18 protein-coding genes are annotated in these 22,339 nt (G+C 60.2%); 6 read left to right on the forward strand and 12 right to left on the reverse strand.

Going from position 1 to position 22,339, the window contains the following annotated elements; genetic code table 11:
* Window positions 1-11 precede the first annotated feature (11 nt).
* Window positions 12-806: a FadR/GntR family transcriptional regulator gene (locus tag FBZ99_RS16310; RefSeq protein ID WP_113355833.1), complete on the reverse strand. Its 795-nt coding sequence runs from the start codon at window positions 804-806 to the stop codon at window positions 12-14.
* 410 nt (window positions 807-1,216) lie between these two features.
* Here FBZ99_RS16310 and FBZ99_RS16315 point away from each other — a divergent pair, with 410 nt between their 5' ends.
* The 3 genes from FBZ99_RS16315 (at window position 1,217) to FBZ99_RS16325 (ending at window position 6,064) form a co-directional block, all read left to right on the forward strand.
* A complete protein-coding gene (locus FBZ99_RS16315) occupies window positions 1,217-2,680 on the forward strand; it encodes a DHA2 family efflux MFS transporter permease subunit (protein WP_210248379.1) in 1,464 nt (487 codons plus the stop codon).
* Between the two features lie 422 nt (window positions 2,681-3,102).
* Window positions 3,103-4,149, forward strand: a complete 1,047-nt coding sequence (locus tag FBZ99_RS16320) for an NAD(P)-dependent alcohol dehydrogenase (RefSeq protein ID WP_145634028.1) — start codon at window positions 3,103-3,105, stop codon at window positions 4,147-4,149.
* Between the two features lie 172 nt (window positions 4,150-4,321).
* Window positions 4,322-6,064, forward strand: coding sequence for a cation:proton antiporter domain-containing protein (locus FBZ99_RS16325; protein WP_145634031.1), 1,743 nt, complete (start codon window positions 4,322-4,324; stop codon window positions 6,062-6,064).
* A gap of 15 nt (window positions 6,065-6,079) precedes the next feature.
* Here the strand turns inward: FBZ99_RS16325 and FBZ99_RS16330 are convergent, their stop codons facing one another.
* Both FBZ99_RS16330 and FBZ99_RS16335 read right to left on the reverse strand, forming a co-directional pair.
* Window positions 6,080-6,991 (reverse strand): acetamidase/formamidase family protein, encoded by a 912-nt coding sequence (locus FBZ99_RS16330; RefSeq protein WP_113355836.1) that lies wholly within the window; start codon window positions 6,989-6,991, stop codon window positions 6,080-6,082.
* 141 nt (window positions 6,992-7,132) lie between these two features.
* On the reverse strand, window positions 7,133-8,083 hold the full coding sequence (locus tag FBZ99_RS16335) for a GlxA family transcriptional regulator (RefSeq protein ID WP_145634033.1): 951 nt from the start codon (window positions 8,081-8,083) through the stop codon (window positions 7,133-7,135).
* An 85-nt stretch (window positions 8,084-8,168) separates the two neighbouring features.
* Here FBZ99_RS16335 and FBZ99_RS16340 point away from each other — a divergent pair, with 85 nt between their 5' ends.
* The 3 genes from FBZ99_RS16340 (at window position 8,169) to FBZ99_RS16350 (ending at window position 11,305) form a co-directional block, all read left to right on the forward strand.
* Entirely contained in the window at window positions 8,169-8,858 is a 690-nt protein-coding gene (locus FBZ99_RS16340; protein ID WP_145634035.1) for a DJ-1/PfpI family protein, read from the forward strand.
* 251 nt (window positions 8,859-9,109) lie between these two features.
* Window positions 9,110-10,114 carry an alpha/beta hydrolase gene (locus FBZ99_RS16345; protein ID WP_145634173.1) on the forward strand — a complete coding sequence of 335 codons (1,005 nt, stop codon included), beginning with the start codon at window positions 9,110-9,112 and terminating at the stop codon, window positions 10,112-10,114.
* Between the two features lie 357 nt (window positions 10,115-10,471).
* Window positions 10,472-11,305: an alpha/beta fold hydrolase gene (locus tag FBZ99_RS16350; RefSeq protein ID WP_113333156.1), complete on the forward strand. Its 834-nt coding sequence runs from the start codon at window positions 10,472-10,474 to the stop codon at window positions 11,303-11,305.
* Window positions 11,306-11,383: 78 nt separating this feature from the next.
* Here FBZ99_RS16350 and FBZ99_RS33125 read toward each other — a convergent pair whose 3' ends face one another.
* The 9 genes from FBZ99_RS33125 to FBZ99_RS16395 form a co-directional block, all read right to left on the reverse strand.
* On the reverse strand, window positions 11,384-11,557 hold the full coding sequence (locus FBZ99_RS33125; protein ID WP_015342656.1) for a hypothetical protein: 174 nt from the start codon (window positions 11,555-11,557) through the stop codon (window positions 11,384-11,386).
* Between the two features lie 235 nt (window positions 11,558-11,792).
* Window positions 11,793-12,299 (reverse strand): hypothetical protein, encoded by a 507-nt coding sequence (locus tag FBZ99_RS16355; protein ID WP_145634037.1) that lies wholly within the window; start codon window positions 12,297-12,299, stop codon window positions 11,793-11,795.
* A gap of 62 nt (window positions 12,300-12,361) precedes the next feature.
* Window positions 12,362-13,393, reverse strand: a complete 1,032-nt coding sequence (locus tag FBZ99_RS16360) for a CorA family divalent cation transporter (RefSeq protein ID WP_113389406.1) — start codon at window positions 13,391-13,393, stop codon at window positions 12,362-12,364.
* A 129-nt stretch (window positions 13,394-13,522) separates the two neighbouring features.
* Window positions 13,523-16,180, reverse strand: coding sequence for a nitrate reductase (locus FBZ99_RS16365; RefSeq protein ID WP_113391719.1), 2,658 nt, complete (start codon window positions 16,178-16,180; stop codon window positions 13,523-13,525).
* A gap of 219 nt (window positions 16,181-16,399) precedes the next feature.
* Entirely contained in the window at window positions 16,400-16,747 is a 348-nt protein-coding gene (gene nirD, locus FBZ99_RS16375; RefSeq protein ID WP_113390390.1) for a nitrite reductase small subunit NirD, read from the reverse strand.
* A 10-nt stretch (window positions 16,748-16,757) separates the two neighbouring features.
* Window positions 16,758-19,208, reverse strand: coding sequence for a nitrite reductase large subunit NirB (gene nirB, locus FBZ99_RS16380; protein ID WP_113354356.1), 2,451 nt, complete (start codon window positions 19,206-19,208; stop codon window positions 16,758-16,760).
* 4 nt (window positions 19,209-19,212) lie between these two features.
* Complete coding sequence (locus tag FBZ99_RS16385) at window positions 19,213-20,010, reverse strand: ABC transporter ATP-binding protein (RefSeq protein ID WP_145634040.1); 798 nt, start codon at window positions 20,008-20,010, stop codon at window positions 19,213-19,215.
* A gap of 10 nt (window positions 20,011-20,020) precedes the next feature.
* Window positions 20,021-20,917 (reverse strand): nitrate ABC transporter permease, encoded by an 897-nt coding sequence (gene ntrB / locus FBZ99_RS16390; RefSeq protein WP_113333168.1) that lies wholly within the window; start codon window positions 20,915-20,917, stop codon window positions 20,021-20,023.
* Window positions 20,918-20,951: 34 nt separating this feature from the next.
* Window positions 20,952-22,250, reverse strand: coding sequence for a CmpA/NrtA family ABC transporter substrate-binding protein (locus FBZ99_RS16395; protein ID WP_145634042.1), 1,299 nt, complete (start codon window positions 22,248-22,250; stop codon window positions 20,952-20,954).
* Window positions 22,251-22,339 lie beyond the last annotated feature (89 nt).

Below are 22,339 nucleotides of genomic sequence, written 5' to 3' on the forward strand. Positions count from 1 at the left end.
GGCTTGATCTGTCAGAAGCCGTAGTTGCGCGCGAGCCAGGCTTCCAGCAGGTTTCGCGATGCCTTGATTGCGGCGTCCGTATCCTGTGCGACGATGGCGTCGAGGATCGCCTTGTGAAGGGGCAGGGCGCGCTTTTGCCCTTCGGCGATGTCCTCATGGCCGGAAAGCGTGCGATTGGCATAGATCCCGACGGCGATCAGATCGATCAGCTGCGAATAGATCATGTTGTGTGTGGCGGCGAAGATCGCCGTATGAAAGCGCAGATCGGCATCGGCATTGCTGTTGACGTCGCCGATGGTGGACGCCATCTCCTCGTAGGCGGAGCTGATCGCAGCAATGTCGCTCTCGGTGCGGCGCAGTGCTGCGCGCGCCGTCGCCTCCGGTTCGAGTGCCAATCGCAGGTCCTTGATCGATCGCATGATTTCGACCGACGGGCCAGTCTCATAGTACCAGACCATGACATCCGTATCGAGATGATGCCAGTTGGAGCGTTCCTTGACGCGCGTGCCGACGCGGGTCTTGATCTCGACCAGTCCCTTGCCGGCCAGGCACTTCATCGCTTCGCGGATGACCGTGCGGCTGATGCCGAATTGTTCGACCAAATCGGGCTCGTTTGGCAGCGTTGCGCCGACTGGATAGTCTCCGCCGACGATACGGCGGCCGAGCTCGTGGACGAAATAGCCGAAGACGCCACGCCGGGGGATCGTGCCGTATTTTCGCACAAAGGCATCGAAGGGCGACTGCGTTACGATCAGTTTCGACTCCGGGGTAGCCCTGGAGGTTATTGCGTCCTGGCCATGTTTCATTATGCGGGACTCTCGTTCCTTATTGATGCGCCGTTCGCGAGAACAATCATCAGCCTACGTCGATTTGCGAGGCTTCTTGCTGGTATCTCGGCCAGTTTGGGGCTGTTCCATATTGATGTTGTATCGATCCCATTGTTCTTCCCGCGGCATTTTCCAGTGAAAACCCTAGCATGTCTTGCGTATGCATGCCTACTGGCACCGGGTTGATCGATCTGTTCACCAATTTGAACATGCTAATGCGTTTCGCCCCGGGCCTCTATTGGGATCGGCAGCGGTGATCAAATTGCGCACCATCCGCTAAGCGAAACGTGATCGCTTAATCGATTGATGGGACGATTTCGACTATCGTAAACGTTACCGAACCGGTTAAATGCAGGCGGGATGCGAGGCGGATTCGGAGTTGCTGATCCATGAATGACATGTCCACGCCTGGGCAAAGGGAGGATGCGCAGGAAGCGGGCTCGCGCTCGCTGTTGATTGCATTGCTCGTGGCCGGTGCCTTCTTCATGGAAAATCTCGACGGTACGGTCATCGCGACCGCATTGCCGCAGATGGCCGTTTCCTTCGGTGCTCGCCCGGTCGACCTCAATATAGGCATGAGTGCCTATCTTCTGACCCTAGGCGTCTTCATCCCCATCAGCGGCTGGATCAGCGATCGCTTCGGTGCGCGTCTGGTCTTCACAACTGCCGTCGTCATTTTCACGCTCGCCTCCGTTCTCTGCGGCTTTGCCAATGGGGTCGGCTCCTTCGTTGCCATGCGCATTCTGCAAGGCATCGGCGGGGCGATGATGGTGCCGGTGGGCCGGCTTGTCGTCTTGAACAATACGCCGAAGGACAAGCTGATCTCGGCCATTGCGACGATCACCTGGCCGGCGCTGGTGGCGCCGATCCTCGGGCCGCCGCTCGGCGGTTTCATCACCGACCATGCTAGCTGGCGGTGGATCTTCTTCCTTAACCTGCCGCTCGGCATTCTGGCCTTCATCTTCGCGCTCATGCTCATTCCGGAGACGAAAAGCACGGCGCGCCCGCCTTTCGACTGGATCGGCTTCGTCGTCAGCGGCATCGGACTTGCCGGCCTCATGTATGGGCTGGAACTGATCGGACGCCCCAATCCCGTCTGGCTGGAAGCCTGGACCTATGTGATCGTCGGCTTTGTCCTGCTGGCCATCGCCGTTTTTCATTTTCTCCGCACGGAGCATCCGCTCATCGATCTCTCGGGGCTGAAGCTGCCGACGTTCGCCATCACCATCTCAGGCGGATCGCTGTTCCGCACCGCCATCGGCGCGGTGCCCTTCTTGCTGCCGCTGATGTTCCAGGTCGGCTTCGGGCTCACCGCCTTTCATGCCGGCATGCTGACGCTCGCTGTTTTTGCCGGTAATCTGGCGATGAAGCCGGCAACAACGCCCATTCTGCGCCGCTTCGGCTTCAAGCCGGTGCTGATCGTCAATGGTCTTCTGAATGCCGTCTTCATCGCTGCCTGTGCGCTGTTTTCGCCCGATACGCCACTCTGGTTCATCGTGCCGGTACTGTTCATTGGCGGCATGTGCCGGTCGATGCATTTTACCGCACTCAACACGATCGCTTTTGCCGATATCCCGCCAGGGCAGATGACGGGTGCCAACACGCTGTTCAGCACCGTCTTTCAGCTGACGATGGGCATGGGCATCGCCGTTGGCGCGATCGGCATTCGCATCGGTCAGGCGATCAGCGCACCGCTCGGAGTGGGGAGCATCGTCGCCATCGAGTTCCGCCTCGCCTTCGTGCTGCTCGGCATCATCGCGCTTCTGGCTGTGCTGGATTGTTTGCCGCTTGACCGCAAGGCAGGCGAAAACGTCTCGCGCAAGCCAAGGAAGGGTGTGTCGAAAGCGGCGTAGTGATGTCTTTTTCCGAAGCGGTTAGTATGAGAGTTGGATGAGATTATAATGCAGCAATATCGCTGGAATCGCCATCAGGATGATCAGAACTATTGCGACGCTTGCCGCGCGCATCATCCGCCTCCGGCGGGCGCGCTGACCGGTCCAATCATATACTGTCATAATGAGCCCCTCCTTCTCATTAGTGATTAGAAAGACAAGAAATGGAACGCCAGTCAATATCGGCAATAGCGAGCTAAATAATAAGCGTTATCTAATATTTTGAGGGCGAAACATACTTCGATGGCTGAAGAGAGCCGTCGAACTTCATCTGCAAGAGCCTAAAGATCGTTTTATGATGCCGGCTCACACGATATAACGGAAAAGGATTTCGTCCCTGTGTCAGCGGGACGCCGGCTGCTTTGGAAAAAGAGGAAAAGGCAATGAGCAAGATGCGTGCCCTGGTTTTGGAGCGTCAGCATGAACTGGCGATCCGCGATATCGATCTGCCGCAGGAGGTCGGGCCGGGCCAGGTGAAGATCAAGATCCATACGGTCGGTGTCTGCGGGTCGGATGTGCACTATTACACGCACGGAAAAATCGGCCCCTTTATCGTCAACGAACCAATGGTGCTCGGGCACGAAGCGGCGGGAACGGTAGTGGAAGTCGGCGCAGGTGTGACGCATCTGAAGGTCGGTGACCGGGTCTGCATGGAGCCCGGCATTCCCGATGCCAATTCCAAAGCGAGCCGTCTCGGCATGTACAATGTCGATCCTGCGGTCACCTTCTGGGCGACGCCACCGATTCATGGCGTGCTGACGCCATTCGTCGTGCATCCGGCCAACTACACCTTCAAGCTGCCTGATAATGTCAGCTTTGCGGAAGGGGCGATGGTCGAGCCTTTCGCCGTCGGTATGCAGGCGGCGACCAAGGCACGCGTCACGCCCGGTGACACCGCTGTCGTGCTTGGTGCCGGCCCGATCGGCATCATGGTTGCGGTTGCAGCGCTTGCCGGTGGCTGCGCCCGGGCGATCGTTGCCGATCTCGCCCAGCCGAAACTCGATATCGCCGCGCAGTATCAAGGCGTCATTCCGGTCAATATCCGCGAGAAGAACCTCGTCGAGGAAGTCGATCGCCTGACCGATGGCTGGGGTGCGGATGTCGTCTTCGAATGCTCGGGCTCGCCGAAGGCCTGGGAGACGGTCATGGCGCTGCCGCGTCCCGGCGGCGTCATCGTGGCCGTCGGCTTGCCGGTCAATCCGGTCGGCTTCGATGTTTCCACGGCGTCGACCAGGGAGATCCGCATCGAAACGGTCTTCCGCTATGCGCATCAGTACGAGCGCTCCATCGCGCTGATTGCTTCCGGCCGCGTCGATCTCAAGCCCTTGATCTCCGAGACATTCGACTTCGAGGACTCGATCAAGGCTTTCGATCGCGCCGTCGAAGCCCGTCCGACCGACGTCAAATTGCAGATCGTCCTCGACAAATAGTCGCTCGCTGTCCCATCGCCTTGTCTCAAGTCTTCTTCTGGCTTCACGCACCGGCAAGGCGATGTTTTCCCTTAGGTTTCATATCTCCCGTAGACGGCCTGGCAAAAGCGATGCTAGGTAGCCTTTCACAGAGGGAAACAGGCTTTGACGCCGTGAAACGGGAAGGATCGCCGTGCCGCACGACGTTGCATTGATCGCATTGATTGCCGCCGGCTTCGTATTCGCGGCCATTTTCGGCTATCTGGCCGACAGGCTGCATTTGCCGCCGCTGGTCGGCTATCTGGTGGCCGGCGTCATCATAGGCTCGTCCACGCCGGGTTTTGTCGCCGATGTTTCGCTGGCATCGCAGTTGGCCGAGATCGGCGTCATCCTGCTGATGTTCGGCGTCGGTCTGCATTTCTCGGCCGCCGACTTGTTGGCCGTGCGCGGCGTCGCCATTCCCGGCGCCATCGGTCAGATTGCAATCGCGACGTTGCTCGGGGTGGGGTTGACCTCACTATGGGGCTGGAGCGTCGGCGCCGGGGTTGTCTTCGGCCTTAGCCTTGCCGTTGCCAGTACGGTCGTGCTCCTGAAAGCGCTGGAAGAGCGCAATCTCGTGAGTTCGACGAATGGTCGTGTCGCCGTCGGCTGGCTGATTGTCGAAGATCTGGCCATGGTGCTTGCGCTCGTGCTCTTGCCGGCCTTTGCCGGTGTTCTGGGCGGTCATGCGGACGCCGGCGGCCATGCCGCTTCCGGTTCGATCTGGCTGACGATCGGCATGACGCTTCTCAAGGTGGCCGCTTTTGCAGCTGTCGCGATCTTCATCGGCCCGCGTGTGGTGCCATGGCTCCTGACTTCGGTTGCGCGCACGGGTTCGCGTGAACTGTTCACGCTGTCGGTTCTGGCGATCGCGCTCGGTATCGCCTTCGGCGCGGCCGAAATCTTCGGTGTGTCCTTTGCGCTGGGCGCCTTCTTTGCCGGCCTCGTGATGAGTGAATCGCATCTCAGCCACAGGGCGGCGGCCGACTCCCTGCCGTTGCAGAATGCCTTTTCGGTTCTCTTCTTCGTGTCCGTCGGGATGCTTTTCGATCCGACCGTCCTGATCCGCGAACCGCTGATGATTATCGGCGTGCTTGCCCTGATCATGCTCGGCAAGGCATTGATCGCCTTCTGTGTCGTGCTACTGCTGCGCTATCCCGCCAGCATCGGCTTTGCGGTTGCAGCCGGCCTTGCGCAGATCGGTGAATTCTCCTTCATTCTCGCGGGGCTCGGCGTCTCGCTTGGATTGCTGACGCGGGAAGGGCAGGATCTCATTCTCGCCGGTGCGATCCTGTCGATCACCCTTAATCCACTGGCTTTCTACGCCACGGAAAAGCTGGAAAACTGGGCCTTTGCGCGCTGGCCGTTCCTGGCGAACAAATATGGCGTGGCCAAGCAGGAGGCTCTTCGCCGCCAGCTGGCCGTTATCAACAAGCAGCGCGAGGAGCGGGATCGCCAGCATCATCTCGAGATCGAGCAGCTCATCGAAACCTTTCCGATGTTTGCCGAACTTGATGATAACGAGCATGAGGAACTTCTGCTGCTCTTCCGCCCGAGATCGGCTTCGCCCGGCGACCGGGTGATCAGAACCGGTGATCGCGGCGACAGCATGTTCTTCATCGCCTCCGGTGCTGTCGAAGTGCAGCTGGAGAATGACGAGATCCGGCTCGGCGCGGGCGCCTTCTTCGGTGAAATGGCGCTGCTGACGGGGGCACGCCGCACGGCCGATGTCGTTGCCGTCGATTTCTGTCAGCTCTTCGTGCTGGATCGCCGAGATTTCAATCTGTTCATGTCGCGCCATCCGCAGCTGCGTGCCGCCGTCAGCCGCATGGCGCGGGAGCGGCAGGAGAGCAATGTGTCACGCCAGCGGCGCGACCTTTCCCAGGATGCCAGCTGATATCAGGCTGATGTTTTATCGGCGTTTCAGCCAGCTTTTCGAAACACGGCAGGCCATGGTGTAGGCAGGGTCGAAGACGTTGCCGACATCATAGCGCACGACCTGACCGAGCAGGTGGCTGGCTGCGGTCTTGTCGAGACCGTAATCGGAGCCGAGCCAGCGCAGCATCTCGCTGGTGGCATGCTGCAGGGCTTGATCGAGCGGCCGGGCATTGCCGATGGTGAAAATATCCTCCGCCGTCTCGCCGCGCGGCCAGATGATCGTCTTTTTCTTTTCGACGCTGAGGCGCACCGTCACCTCGAAAGTGGTCTCTATCCCGGTGCCGACGATCTCGCCGTCTCCTTGCACTGCATGGCAATCGCCGAGGAAAAAGAGCGCGCCAGGCGTCGAAACCGGAAACCAGATGGTCGTGCCAGGCCCCAGCAGTCGATAATCCATGTTGCCGCCGAATTCGCCGCTGGTGGCGGTCGATATGGCTTGACCGAGCGACGGTGCGACCCCGAAGCAGCCGATCATCGGAGCCAGCGGCAGGGTAAGGGTTTCGAGACCCGCCACCGGTTCGGCCAATCGCGCCGTGAGATTCTGGCGGTCGATCTGCCAGATAACCCTCTCGCGTGCCGGTAGCGCCCGGACATCCTGCGGATCGACGACGTTGGCGGCGACCACGCTGCCGGTGAAACCCGTATCGCGCGTCGGCGCCATTGCGAGAATCTCGACCTTGAGAGAATCTCCCGGCTCAGCACCCTCGACGAAGATCGGCCCGTTCATCGGATTGGGGCCGGATATCTGGCGGACATCATGCTTGTCGTAGCCGGCGGCATCGAGCGTTTCGGTAACAACCGTATCGCCATCGGCAACATGCAAGGCCGGCGGCAGCGAGCCGATGACATTGTGATAAAGGGTAGGGGCGAAACGGTGTATTGCCATTTTGCTTAAGCCTCACGTGGAATCCGGTCGCGTCAGCCTATGACGACTCCGAACGTCTGGGAAAGAGCGCAGCGACCACATTTATGCAGAAAGGCCACTTCGTTTGGTATGCGGTTAAATGCCTGCCGCCGCAGACAGGCCTCAAGCAAAATGATCGCGAAATGCCTGCGGCGTCGTGCCGAATTTCCGCATGAAATTGCGTCGCATGGTTTCTTCCGAACTGAAGCCGCAGCGCATGCGTGCCTGATGCACGCTCAGGCCTTCCTCCAGAAGGCGGCGGGCTGCCTCGATGCGGATTTCCTCCACGGCGCGTGCAGGCGTCCGCCCGGTCGCCTTCAAATAATGGCGCGAGAAGCTGCGTGCGCTCATATTGGCCTGCTCGGCAAGCGTCGGCAGGGAAAGATCGGCGCGCAGATTGTCCATGATCCAGCCATGCAGACGGTCGAAGCGTTCGCCGCCCTCCTGAAGTTTCAGTGCCGCACTGAACTGCGCCTGGCCGCCGGGGCGCTTGAGGAAGACGACGAGTTCGCGCGCGACGGAGAGCGCCAGTTTTCTCCCGAGATCAGCTTCGACCAGCGCAAGCGAGAGATCGATGCCGGCAGTCACGCCGGCGGAACTCCAGATCTGCCCGTCCTGAACGAAGATCGGATCGGGCTCAAGCTTCACTTGCGGAAAGCGCTTGGCGAATTCCTCGCAACGATTCCAATGGGTCGCTGCCCGCCGCCCGTTCAGAAGACCGGCTTCCGCAAGCAGAAAGGCGCCGCTGCAGACCGAGGCTATCCGTCGGGCATTCGCAGCTCGCCGGCGCACCCATTCGATCAGGTCGAGGTTCTCGCAGGCTTTATTGACGCCCCAGCCGCCGGCGATGATCAAGGTGTCGAGCGGTGTATCGATATTGCCGAGTGGGGCGGTCATGAGCACGAGACCCGAGCTCGTTTGCGTCTGCGGGTCTTCCGCGACCACGATGGCCTCGTATGGTTTCGGCCGATCGAGCTCATGCGCCGCCTCGTTGGCGCTGGTGAAAACCTGCAGCGGACCGGTAACGTCGAGCAGCTGGGCATTGTCGAACGCAAGAATTTCGATGCGGCGCATGATTGGCAAGAAATGACGGTGGTTTGGCAAATATGCCAGATCGTTGTCGCATAGGTTTGGAAAAGTCAATCCTTGGAGACATGTCATGACCATTCGCTTCGGCCTGCTTGCCTTTCCCGGCGTCCAGCAACTCGATCTGACCGCACCTTATGAGGTATTCGCCTCGATGGATGATGCGGAGGTGCATCTGGTGTGGAAGGACACGTCACCTATCGTGTCGGCAACGAAGCTGGTGTTGCAGCCGACGACAGCGTTTGCCGAATGCCCGCCGCTCGATGTGATCTGCGTGCCCGGCGGTGTCGGCGTCAATGCATTACTCGAGGATACGGCCGTCCTGAGCTTCGTCCGGGAACAGGCGACCCAAGCGCACTTCGTAACATCGGTGTGCACCGGTTCTCTCGTCCTTGGAGCGGCCGGCCTGCTCAAGGGCAAGAAGGCCACGACCCATTGGAATGCGTTTGATTTCCTCGAGAGTTTCGGAGCTGTTGTCACGCCGGGGCGCGTGGTGCGGGATGGCAATATCTTCACCGCGGGCGGCGTGACTGCTGGCATCGATTTCGGATTGACGATTGCTGCCGCTTTGCGCGGTCGAGAGGAAGCCGAGGCGATCCAATTGTCGCTGGAATACGCGCCAGAGCCGCCATTTCATTCCGGATTGCCCGAGAAGGCTAGCGCTGAGGTGTTGGCGAGAACCAGGCAACGCCTTGCCGGCTCGAGAATGGCGCGGCAGGAGATCGTCGCTCGCCTCACGGCGGCCAGACATGAGCCTGAATGAACATCGGCTTGTCCACCGGTACTGTCACCTCAATGAAACGGAGCATCGATAGGGAAGCGATCAACGGTTGATCGTGTCGAGGCAATGATGGGCAGCGGATGAATGGAAATTCCAGTCTCACGTCGCCCATCATACTTGACACAAATAGCTTTTCTGCGACCGTGGCATCACAATAGCGTCCACGGCCTTACGGGGAAAAGGCTTATTTGATGAACGAGTTCCGATCGTTGCGCTGCATTTTCCGTTTCGTCATGGCAGTGACCGTTCTGATATGTGCAGGCCTGGGGTCGATATCGCACGCTGCAGCCGCCGAGACATCCGAGATCGCTCCGCAGACAAAGGCTTCGAGCGAGCAGATCGAGAAGCTGATCGGCACCTTGCGTGACAGCGGCGCGGTGTCCGGAGCCGACCTGTTGCAACGCCGCTCCGATTTCGAAAAGCTCATGGCATCGACGCCAGGCCCGGCGCGTGTCCAGATACGGCGTGTCGACGCGAACGGGGTGGATGGCGATCTGATCTGGCCGGCACGATTGCATCATCCGATCGGGCGGCGTGCCATCCTTTATTTGCATGGCGGCGGCTTCTATAGCGGCTCCCTTCGGACGCACGCCAACATAGCGGGTTCGCTCGCCAAGGCCGCCTCGGCTGATGTGCTGTTGATCGATTATCGCCTCGCGCCCGAAAATCGCTTCCCCGCGCAAAGAGACGATGCCATTGCGGCCTATCGCTGGCTTCTGACATCTGGATACAAGGCCAGCAACGTTGTTATCGTAGGCGAGTCGGTTGGCGCGACTCTGGCCATCGAGGTCGTTTTGAACCAGCTTAGGCTGAGCGGTCCGCTTCCCGCTGCCGTGGTCGCAATGAGCCCGATTACCGATTTCGCTGCAACGGGCGCTTCCCTGGCCGCCAATGCCGTAAGCGATCCCTTGATGAACAAGGCCGAGTTGATCCTTATCCACGATGCGTTCGCGCGTGATCGCCCTCTCGCCGATCCCGATATATCGCCGCTCTATGGCAATGTCTCCGGGTTCCCTCCGCTGCTGATCCAGGTCGGCGCTCGCGAAGTGCTACTTGATGACGCCTCGCGGTTCGCAGACAAAGTGCGCCAGGCGGGTGGCAATGTGAGCCTGGAAGTCTGGCCGGGGATGATCCATCAATGGCAGATTTTCCCGTTCTGGCTCGATGATGCGAGGAAGTCGAACGAGCGCGTTGCGCAGTTCGCGATTGCGCATTTCGTCGATAAGCCAGTGCAATAGCTCGCACACCTGGTCGAGCTCAATCTGATTGCGAAAATGTCTGCTCTTCTGCGGTGCCTCATCAAGCGCGCTCGGTCGAACGGCTTATGGCGCCTAATTATTTATCGCAATAAATAATCGTGGATTAAATTTTTATATAGACAGGGCAGGCGAAAGCCATTATGCATGTCAATGTCGCGATAATAAATCGCACGATAAATTTAAGTGGAGATTGAAATGAGCCAGTCGATCCCTCAAGCTACTCGTCGGGGCGTTATGACAGCCGGGCTGGGCCTTGCCGCTGCTGCAGCTGCCAGCCCCTTCGCTCAACCTGCACAAGCCTCTACAAAGCAATCAACTTCGAAAGGTAAGGACACAATGAGCAGCAGCACGATCACCACCAAAGACGGCACCCAGATCTTCTACAAGGATTGGGGAACGGGCCAGCCGATTGTCTTCCATCACGGATGGCCTTTGAGCTCCGACGATTGGGACGCCCAGATGCTATTCTTCCTTCATCAGGGCTACCGCGTCATCGCCCACGACCGCCGCGGCCACGGCCGCTCCAGCCAGACGGCGACCGGAAATGAAATGGATACCTACGCCGCCGATGTGGCGGCTCTTGCCGAGCATCTCGATCTCAAGGGCGCCATCCATGTCGGCCATTCGACAGGCGGCGGCGAAGTTGCGCGCTATGTCGCCCAGTATGGCGGCCATGGCCGCGTCTCGAAGGCCGTGCTGATCGGCGCCGTACCGCCGATCATGGTCAAGTCCGACAAGAACCCCGGCGGCCTGCCGCTGGAAGTTTTTGATGGCTTCCGTGCAGCGCTTGCAGCCAACCGCGCTCAGTTCTTCCGCGATATTCCGGCAGGGCCGTTCTACGGTTTCAATCGTCCGGGCGCAGCTGTTTCGCAGGGTGTTATCGATAATTGGTGGCGCCAGGGCATGATGGGCGGCACCAAGGCCCATTACGATTGCATCAAGGCCTTTTCGGAAACAGACTTCACCGAAGACTTGAAGAAGATCGAAGTCCCGACCCTCGTCATGCATGGCGACGACGACCAGATTGTGCCGATCGCGGATTCGGCGCTTCTCTCCTCGAAGCTGCTAAAGAATGGCACGCTCAAGGTCTATAAGGGCTTCCCGCACGGTATGGCCACCACGCATGCGGACGTGATTAACGCCGACCTGCTCGCCTTCTTCAAGGCCTAAGCATTAAAATGGTCATGCGCCCGCCAAAAAGGCGGGCGCTTCACAGCCTGCCGGGTGCTGGTTACCACCCTCACCATTTCAGCTGTCGAGTTTCAACGAGAGCTGAACGGCGCGGGGCAAGGGCGGTAGCGGCCGGCTGATTTCAACGCGGCGCGTCCATGTGGCGCGCCGTTCCTGTTCGCGCTCCCGAAGGGCCTTCGAGACAGCGACAAAGGTCATTGCACGTTCGATGACTTGTTCTGCCTTGGTCATGGAAATCTCCATTTGTTCACTTTATGTTCTCATATGGAGTTCTGAAAGTCAAGCAAGACAGCGTTCGGGCCGCGGCCGCCGATAGGCGCAGCGGCTTCCCAATGAAAACGCCAACCAGCGACTCTAATTCCCTTGTAATTTATGGGTGATTTTCGGCCAAACTCGTCAATCAGAAAATGTGGTCTTGCCTTTGCCCTATCATTGACAAAGAAGCAGCGGGCTTTCGTTTTGAGCATCATTGACGGTGCAGATTGATCTCGCTGGTTACGACCGATTTGCCGGAGCTCAGATCCTTGTCGATGGTCCGGAGCGTCAGCTGGTCGTCGCCCTGCCTGCGAATGGTCATACTGGCATCGCGATCGCCGTTGACGAGACGTGCCCAGCGCACCGCCAGATTGATGACATCGCCCTGCCTGCTGCCCGACAGCTGCGATGTCGCACCGGAAGGACCGGTGTAGGTACCTGAGTATCTGTTTCCGCGCGCTGTGAGCTGGGCCGAGATCGCGCGACTGATGATGAGAAGGCCGCGGCAGTTTCCCCTCATCGAAATCGAGGAACCCGGTGCGCTGATGGTGAATCTGCAGGAGACATTGATCGGCGTGTCGCCGATCTTCCGAAGCACCTTGCCGGTTCCCGTCCAGCTGCCGTTCAGCGGCTTCAAAAATCCGATTTCATCGGCGGTGACAGGTGTCGCCAGGCAAACAGCGGCAAGGAGGGCAAGAAGGCACGCCTGATAACGCATGATATCAATCCCTTCGTCAGACTAACTAGGAACGTCGCAGGCTATGCTCAGTTCCCAGGCAGTCAGAGCCAGTTGATGCGCTTCAGAATATAGAGAGTGATGATGGAGGTGACGGCGACCAATACGACGATGATGATGAAGGCCCAGGTATCGTTGACGCCTGGAATACCGCCGACATTCATGCCGAACAGGCCGGCAACGACGCTCGGCGGCAGCAGCAACGCGGCAAGCGCTGCAAGCCTGTTGGAGTTGCGGGCGATGCGCTCGCTGATGACGGTCGAAAGGTCATCGTGCAGGATGCCTGTCCGGTCGCGGATTGCATCCAGATACTCGATGCAGCGCATCAGCTTGTCGATGACCTCACGCATGCGAAGCTTGTCGCGTTCGGCAAGCCAGGGAGCGTCGTCATGTTCGATGCGATTGAGGGCATCGCGTTGCGGCGAAAGATAGCGTCTTAGCTGCACGGCGCGTCTGCGAAGCAGCTTCAGGCGCTCGCGGACTTCGGCGGCCTCGCCATGGAAGATCAGCTCATCCAGCTCGTCAACTTCCTCATCCATTTGATCAAGAACGGGCTCCAGGTCCCTCACGAGCTTGTCGCTGACGAGGGCAAGCAGTTCGCCGGTACGCTTCGGTCCCTTGCCCTTTTCGAGCGCCTGGCGAATGTCCCGAAGAGCGGTGATGTAATGGCCGCTGTCGCGAAGCGTCACGACGCGGTTCTCGTCCACCCAGGCATGCAGGGGAACGAGATCCAGATCCTCGACCGTCACATCCGCTTCGTCGGGCGGTGCAGCGCAGACGCCGCGAAGAATGATCAGCAGGCCGTCGTCAACCGGCTCGACACGGGGACGTGATTCATCCTCGAGCAACGCGTCGGCGACGAGCGGATCGAAACCGCCATTTCGTGTTATCCAAGCGGCCGCCGCATCATGGTCACGCTCGAGATGAACCCAGAGAATTCCGTCTGTCGGCTTCCAACTCTGGAGGCCGGCGGCACCGATCTCGCGACAGCTGCCATTGCCGTCGAGAAGGACGGCGAAGCGTATGCCCGGCTCGGCGCCGTAGCTGAGTTGAACCTTCCGGCCCTCGATCTCCATCCGCTCCCATCCTCCCCCGAGTGTAAAAGGAAAGCGAAATCATGCAGCTATTTTCAATAGTTCTAGCACCGAGAACGTTAAGGTGAAACTGCAGTTTAACGCGAATGATCGGTTATGATGCCAGACCGTTCATTCTGCCGCCGCGGCAAGACAGCTATCGATGATCATACGGATCTCGGCACGGCAGGAGCCGCAATTGGTTCCAGCATTAAGCTTCTTGCCGACGGCTTCGACACTGTGACAGCCGCCGCGAATGGCCGCGACGATTTGATTGACGCCGACGCTGAAGCAGGAACAGACCGTCGCGCCGGCATCAATCGTATCGGCTCCCGGCCTGCCTGCGATCAGCGCAAACCGCTTGTTGAGATTGCCGTGCGATGCCGAAAGCTGGGCGATCGCCCAATTTCGGGCGACCGCGACGGGCTGGCGGGCGACAAAGAGAGCCGCAAGCAGCCGTTCGCCATCGAAGAAGGCAAGGCGCAGGTCTCCGGAAGCCCGATCGGCATAGCCGAGCGGCTCGAGGTCAACTGGTATATCGAATGTCGCGCGGCACCAGCTGACCCAGTCGTCCGGTACCAGATCGAATGCAAGTTCTGTCCGCCATCCACCATCGGTCTTGGCAAGCGCCCAATAGGCACTCTCGAGGTCGCGCGGCTTTGCTGTGGAGACCGTGAAGCAATAATGCGAGGCTTGGAAGCGGCGTGCGCAGACTGCGACATTCTTCGACGCGGGCTGACCGGAAATCGGATCTGTAAGGGGAGCGACCACGGCGTCGATGCGGGCTTTGGCGGCGAAGCTATCGTTCCAGTGGATCGGTACGAAGAGGCTGCCGCGCGCCTGCCGCTCTGTCACCAAGGCGCGGACGATCACCTTGCCATGCGGGCTCTCGATCTCGACCAGGCCCGCTTCGGCGACACCGATCTCGATTGCATCACGCGGATGGATCTCGACGAAGGGCTCGGCGATGTGGCCCGATAGGCGGGCGCTTTTGCCGGTGCGCGTCATCGTATGCCAGTGATCGCGAACGCGTCCGGTATTGAGCGTCAGGGGGAAGCGACGGTCGGTTCGATCGGTAGCCGGCGGTTCTATGGCGACGAAGCGCGCCTTGCGATCGGAATGATAAAATCCGCCATCTGCGAAGAAGCGTGTGATCCGTGGTGCCGCCCCGGCTGGCTGTGGCCATTGGAACGGCGTGAGCGCGTCGTATTCTTCTGTGGCGATCGCTTGATAAGCGCCGATGTCGAAGTCCCGGCTGCCCTCGTTTTCGAAGCCGGAAAGGCCCGCGTGCTCGGCGAAGATCTCCGCATGTGTGCGAAACGAAAAGGCTTGCGAAAATCCCATGCGCCGGCCGACTTCGGCCATTTGCCACCAGTCGGGCCTGGCTTCGCCGGGGGCTGCGAGAAACTGGCGCTGCCTCGAAATCCGCCGTTCGGAATTGGTGACGGTGCCGTCCTTTTCCCCCCAACCCAGCGAGGGCAGCAGCACATGCGCGTGCCGCGTCGTATCCGTCTCGCGCAGGATGTCGGAGACAACGACGAAGGGACAGGCTCTGATGGCCGCCTCGACGGCATCGGCGTCCGGCATGGAGACGACGGGGTTGGTCGCCATGATCCACAATGCCTTGATGCGGCCGTCGGCGACGGCGCGAAACATGTCGACCGCCTTCAATCCCGGCTTTCCGGCAATCCGCGGTGACTGCCAGAAGCGCTGCACGCGGTCGCGATCCATAGCGCTCTCGATCGCCATGTGAGCGGCAAGCATGTTGGCGAGGCCGCCGACCTCGCGGCCGCCCATGGCATTCGGCTGGCCGGTCAGTGAGAAGGGTCCCATGCCGGGCCGGCCGATGCGGCCGGTCGCGAGATGGCAATTGATGATGGCGTTGACCTTATCGGTGCCGGATGAGGATTGGTTGACACCCTGGCTGTAGCAGGTAACGACCTTCTCGGTCTGCGCAAACAGTCGGTAGAATTCGCGAAGCTGCATGGCAGGCAGGCCGGTCAGCTCAAGCACGCGGTTGAACGACAGGGCGCCGGCGGCTGCGAAGGCTTCGGCAAAGCCGCCGGTATGCTCGGCAATATAATTCTGATCGATGGTGTTGCTTGTGATCAGATGCTCGAACAGACCCAGGAAAAGGGCAACGTCACCATCCGGCCGGATCGCCAGATGCAGATCGGCGATATCGCAGGTCATGGTCCGGCGCGGATCGATGACGACGATCTTCATCGTCGGCCGTGCCGCTTTTGCCGCCGCCAGCCGCTGGTAGATGACCGGATGGCACCAGGCGAGATTGGAGCCGGTGAGGATGACGAGGTCGGCAAGCTCGATATCCTCGTAGGTGCCAGGCACCGTATCCGAACCGAAGGCGCGGCGATGACCGGCGACCGAGGATGACATGCAGAGCCGCGAATTCGTGTCGATATTGCCCGAGCCGATGAAGCCTTTCATCAGCTTGTTGGCGACGTAATAATCCTCCGTCAGCAGCTGGCCGGAGACGTAGAAGGCAACGGAATCAGGGCCATGCTCGGCAATCGTCTCACTGAGGCGTCTCGCGACCAGATCAAGCGCATCGTCCCAGCTTGCCCTCTGGCCGGCAATTTCCGGATGGAGCAGACGGCCGTCGAGATCGATAGTTTCACCGAGCGCCGAGCCCTTCGAGCATAGCCGTCCGAAGTTGGAGGGGTGGTCGGGATCGCCTTTGACGGAGACCTTGCCGTCGTCATCGACCCTGGCGATGACGCCGCATCCGACGCCGCAATAGGGGCAGGTGGTTTTGGTTTCAATGGACATGGGTGGGGTCCATGAAACTCAAAGGACGTGGCGAAACACCCCCCTCTGTCAGCTTTGCTGACATCTCCCCCACAAGGGGGGAGATCAGTGGGAGCGTGAGATTGCCTCCGCGCTGCGAAAATGATGACTCCGCTTGCAGGAGCACCATATGATCTCCCCCCTTGTGGGGGAGATGTCCCGAAGGGACAGAGGGGGGTATTCTCCCGCGCACCGTCATCCTCACTCCGCCGCCATCATCAGGCTTTCAAGCGCAATGAAGAGCGCGCCATCCTCGTTGCGGACGGGAATGGTCCTGACCTCGCCCTGGTCGGCGCCAAGCGCCTTGCCGGTTTCGAGCGAGATCACCCAGTTGTGCAGCGGGCAGGTCACCGATGCTCCATGAACGATGCCCTGACTGAGTGGCCCACCCTTGTGCGGGCAATGATCCTCAATGGCGAAGACCTCGTTTTCGGCGGTGCGGAACACGGCGATCTTGCCCTCAGGGGTTTTCACGCAGCGTGCGCCGCGCAGCGGAATGTCCGAGATATCGCCGATTGCATGCCAGATTTCCTTTGGCCAGGTCGTCATATCCATCTCCTCACTCGGCGGCCTGCGGGAAGCCGACCGTCGCCATCGGCTTGAACTCGTGCTTGTCCTTGCCGGAGACACGCTCCGACCAGGGATCGACCTGGGCGAATTTCTGGCTGAAAACAAAGCGCTCGTAATAAGCCTTGCGCTTTTCGGCATCACCCATGATCTGGCGGCGGATCTCATCGAGGCCGATGCGCTTGGCCCATTTGTAGATGCGCTCGAGATAGCGGGCCTGCTCACGATACATCTGCGTCAGCGCCACGATATGCTCCAGCGCCTCGTCCTCGGTCTTGACGAGGCCCAGAACTTCCGTGCCCTTGATATCGAGGCCGGCGGCACCGGCGAAATGGATTTCGAAGCCGGAATCGACGCAGATGACGCCGACATCCTTGCAAGTCGCCTCGGCACAATTGCGCGGACAGCCGGAAACCGCCATCTTCACCTTCGCCGGCGTCCATGAGCCCCACATGAATTTCTCGATGCGGATGCCGAGACCGGTGGAATCCTGCGTGCCGAAGCGGCACCAGTCGGAGCCGACGCAGGTCTTCACCGTACGCAGGCCCTTGGCATAGGCTTGCCCCGAGATGAAGCCAGCCTTGCCGAGATCGGCCCAGACGGCGGGCAGATCCTCCTTCTGTACGCCGAGAAGATCGATGCGCTGACCGCCGGTCACCTTTACCATCGGGATTTCGAACTTGTCGACGACGTCGGCAATCGCGCGCAGCTCGTTCGAGCTGGTGACGCCGCCCCACATGCGTGGCACCACGGAATAGGTGCCGTCCTTCTGGATGTTGGCATGCACGCGTTCATTGATGAAGCGCGACTGGTAGTCATCGGCATATTCGTCCGGCCAATCGCAGACGAGGTAATAGTTCAGAGCCGGGCGGCACTTGGCGCAGCCGCAGGAGGTCTTCCACTCAAGCTCCTGCATAACGGCAGGAATGGTCTTCAGTCCCTTGGCTTTTATCAGCCTTCTGACATCGTCATGGCCGAGCTCGGTGCAGGTGCACATCGGTTGGACGGCGGCAGGGTTGTAGCTGTCGCCGAGCGTGATCGACATCAATTGTTCGACAAGGCCCGTGCAGGATCCGCAGGAGGCTGAAGCCTTCGTGTGGGCGCGCACGTCGTCGAGCGATGTCAGGCCCTTGGCCGTGATGGTCGAGGTGATCTTGCCCTTGCAGACGCCGTTGCAGCCGCAGATTTCCGCATCATCCGGCAAGGCTGCAACGGCCGCCATAGGGTCCAGCGGTGACCCTCCCTGATAGGCCTGACCGAAGATCAGGGTATCGCGCATCTCAGAGATATCCACCGCCTTCTTCTTCAGGTCGTTGAACCAGGCGCCGTCGGCGGTCTCTCCGTAAAGCACCGTGCCGATGATCTTGTTGTCCTTCAGCACGAGGCGCTTGTAGATGCCGGCCGCCGCGTCGCGCAGGACGATCTCTTCGCGATCGTCGCCATCGGCGAAGTCACCGAGCGAAAACAAATCGATGCCCGTGACCTTGAGCTTCGTCGGCGTGTCCGAGTGTACGAAGGCGGCGCTCGTATCGCCGGCCAGATGCGAGGCGGCGACACGCGCCATCTCGTAGAGGGGGGCGACGAGGCCATAGACCATGCCGCCGACTTCGGCGCATTCGCCGAGCGCCATGATCGAGCCATCCGAGGTCTGCATGCCGTCATCGACGACGATGCCGCGGTTGACGGCGATGCCCGCTTCCTTGGCAAGGCCGACATTGGGACGGATCCCGACGGCCATGACGACGAGCGTGGCCGGGATCACCCGTCCATCATCGAGTTCGATCCCCTCGACCTTGCCATCACCGATGATCGCCTTGGTATTGGCCTTGGTGATGACCTTGATGCCGCGCTCCTCGACCGCCTTTTGCAGGAGATAGCCGGCGGCCGGATCGAGCTGGCGTTCCATCAGAGTCGGCTGCACATGAAGAACGGTCACATCCATACCACGCAGGCTAAGCCCAGCGGCCGCTTCCAGACCGAGCAGGCCGCCGCCGATGACAACGGCCTTTTCGCGTGACTGAGCCGCAAGCAGCATGGCCTGCACGTCGTCCAGATCGCGATAGGTGATGACCCCGCGCAATTCCTTGCCCGGAACCGGAATGATGAAGGGGACGGAGCCGGTTGCGATGACAAGCTTGTCGTAGCTCTCCGTCACGCCGTGATCGGAGGTGACCGTCTTTGCCGCCCGGTCGATGGCGACGATCTTGTGTCCCTTGTAGAGCGTGATGCCGTGCTTGATGTACCAGCCGTCGCCATGGATGATGATCTGCTCGTAGTCCTTCTCGCCTGACAGCACCGGCGACAGCATGATGCGATCGTAATTGACGCGCGGTTCGGCGTTGAAGATCGTGACCTGATAGAGGCAGGGCGCCTTTTCCAGCAGATGTTCCAGCATGCGCCCTGGCGCCATGCCATTGCCGATGATGACGAGTTTCTGGGTCATGGTATCACTCCGCGGCTTCGACGAAGCGGTGGCGTTCGTAGAGGAACTTCAGCACGGCCTCGCGGCATTTGAGGTAGGTTCTATCGGACGCAAGCTCGATGCGGTTGCGCGGCCGCGGGATCGGCACTTCAAGGACATCGCCGATATGAGCGGCCGGGCCATTGGTCATCATGACGATGCGGTCGGAGAGCAGCACTGCCTCGTCGACATCATGGGTGATCATCACCATCGTGCTACCGAGGCGGGCGTGGATTTCCATGACGGCATCCTGAAGATGGGCGCGGGTGAGCGCATCCAGCGCGCCGAAGGGCTCGTCAAGCAGCAGGATCTTTGGCTCCATGGCGAGTGCGCGGGCAATGCCGACACGCTGCTTCATGCCGCCTGATATTTCCGAGGGACGCTTGTCCTTGGCATGGGCCATCTGCACGAGATCGAGGTTGCGCATGACCCAGTCATGACGCTCCGCCTTGCTCTTCGTGCCGCGGAATACCTTCGAGACAGCGAGATTGACGTTCTCGTAAACGCTGAGCCAGGGCAGCAGGCTATGGTTCTGAAAGACTACGGCGCGATCCGGACCTGGCGCGTTGACTTCCCGGTTCTCAAGCAGCACCGCACCGGCGGAAACCGGCGTCAGGCCGGCAATGAGGTTCAAAAGGGTCGACTTGCCGCAGCCGGAGTGGCCGATGATCGACACGAACTCACCCTTGTCGATGACGAGTTCGATGCCCTTCAGAACTTCGGCGCGCTGGCCGCCGCGGTCGAAATATTTGTCGATATGATCGAGCTTCAGATAGGCGCTCATTGGGTTCTCCTCAATTGCTCGTCATGCCGCGGGTCACGACGGCACCGAGGCCTGCGACCAGGCGGTCGAGGACGAAGCCGGTGATGCCGATGTAGGCGAGTGCGACGATGATGTCGGGCAGACGCGAGGAGTTCCACGCGTCCCAGATGAAGAAGCCGATGCCGACACCGCCGGTCAGCATCTCGGCGGCAACGATTGCAAGCCAGGAAAGCCCGGCGCCGATGCGAAGGCCCGTGAAGATGTAGGGAGCGGCCGCCGGCACCATGATGCGGAAGAAGAATTCGATCTGGTTTAGCCGCAGCACCTTGGCGACGTTGCGATAGTCCTGTGGAATGTTGCGAACGCCGACTGCCGTGTTGATGATGACAGGCCAGATCGAGGTGATGAAGATCACGAAAATCGCCGACGGGTTGGAATTCTGGAAGGCCGCGAGCGACAGCGGCAGCCAAGCAAGCGGCGGGACGGTACGCAGCACCTGAAAGATCGGGTCGAGACCGCGCATCGCCCAGACCGATTGTCCGATCACCGCACCGATCAGCACGCCGGCAACGGCGGCAAGGCCGAAGCCATAGGCGACGCGCTGCAGCGAGACGAGCACGCGCCACGCAAGCCCGATATCCTGCGGCCCGTTATAGAAAAAGGGGTAGACGATGAGGTCGTAACTGTCCTGCCAGACCTGCGAAGGCGGCGGCAAGCTGGCGCCCGCCTGCTCACAGAGCAGCTGCCAGATAGCGAGCAGAAGCACCAGGACTACCAGGGGCGGCAGGGCGTTACGCAAGACCGAGACAGCGATACGACCTGGATTGATGCGCCGAGCCGGGCGGGCCGCCAATGTCACGACATCGCTCTTTGCGGGAGCAGGCGCTTGCGCAACGGCAGCTTGCTGTTTGCGGGCGGTTACGGACATTGAACGAATCCTTTTTGGAAGAGAGTGCCGAGCCTCATGACGCCACCTTGATCGAGAGGCTTTCGAGGTAGGCAGTGGGATTTTCGGGATCGAAAACCTTGCCGTCGAAGAAGGTTTCCTTGCCGCGCGAAGTCGATGCGGGAATGTCCGACGCGGCAACGCCGAGATCCTTGGCGGCATCGCGCCAGATGTCCTGGCGGTTCACCTGGCCGACCAGCGTCTTGATATCGGTATCGGGAGCGAACTTGCCCCAGCGAATGTTTTCGGCGATGAACCAGGCGTCATGGCTCGGATAAGGATAGGAAACGCCTCCCTTCCAGAACTTCATGTAAAGATCGGTGCCCTTGGCGATCCGGCCGTTGCCGTAGTTGATGTCGCCCTTGAGGCGGCCGAGCACGTCCTTGGGCGGCACGTTGAACCATTGCCGCTTGCCGAGAATGGCCGCCATCTCCTCCTTGTTGTCCATGCTGTCGCACCATTGCTGGGCTTCCATGACCGCCATCAGCAGGGCCTTGGCCGCATTCGGATTCTTTTCGATCCAGTCTGCGCGCATGCCGAGCGCTTTTTCCGGGTGGCCCTTCCAGATTTCGCCGGTCGTACAGGCGGTAAAGCCGATCCCCTGATTGACGAGCTGCTCGTTCCAAGGCTCGCCGACGCAGAAGACGTCCATGTTGCCGACCTTCATGTTCGCCACCATCTGCGGCGGCGGTACGACGATGGTCGAGACGTCCTTGTCGGGATGGATGCCGCCGGCCGCCAGCCAATAGCGGATCCAAAGATCATGCGTGCCGCCAGGGAAGGTCATGGCCGCCTTGATCTCCTTGCCCGCGGCTCTTTTCGCATCGAAGGCGGCTTTCAGCTTGGATGCGTCAAGCTGCACACCGGTTTCCGCATATTCCTTTGCAACCGAAATGCCCTGGCTGTCGTAATTGAGACGGGCGAGGATCGCCATCGGCACGGCTTGGTTGTTCTGCGTTACCTTGCCCGTGTGCATGAGGTAGGGGAGCGGTGAGAGGATGTGGGCGCCGTCGATGCCGTTTGCCGCCCCGCCGAGCACGAGATTGTCGCGGGTTGCACCCCAGGAGGCCTGCTTGGCCACATCGACGTTGGAAAGGCCATGCTTTTCGAACAGGCCTTTTTCCTTGGCAATAACCAGCGGTGCGGCATCCGTCAGCGCGATGTAGCCAAGCTTGACCCCCGACACTTCAGGTCCGGCGGTTGCTGCAAAGGCGCCGGAGGGGAGAGCGGTCCTGACGGCGCCGATCAGGGCTGCCGTGGCGGATGTCTTCAAAAGGTTTCGGCGCGTAATACCACCGGAAAGGATCTTCTTCACTTGCAGTTTCCCCTTGTTTTGCTCGTGACGCGTGGATTTTGGACATAAAAAAAACGCCGCTCGGTTGATGCAGCCCGGGACAGGAAAGG

This window comes from Rhizobium sp. ERR 1071 (genome assembly GCF_007828675.1).
GTDB lineage: Bacteria > Pseudomonadota > Alphaproteobacteria > Rhizobiales > Rhizobiaceae > Rhizobium > Rhizobium dioscoreae.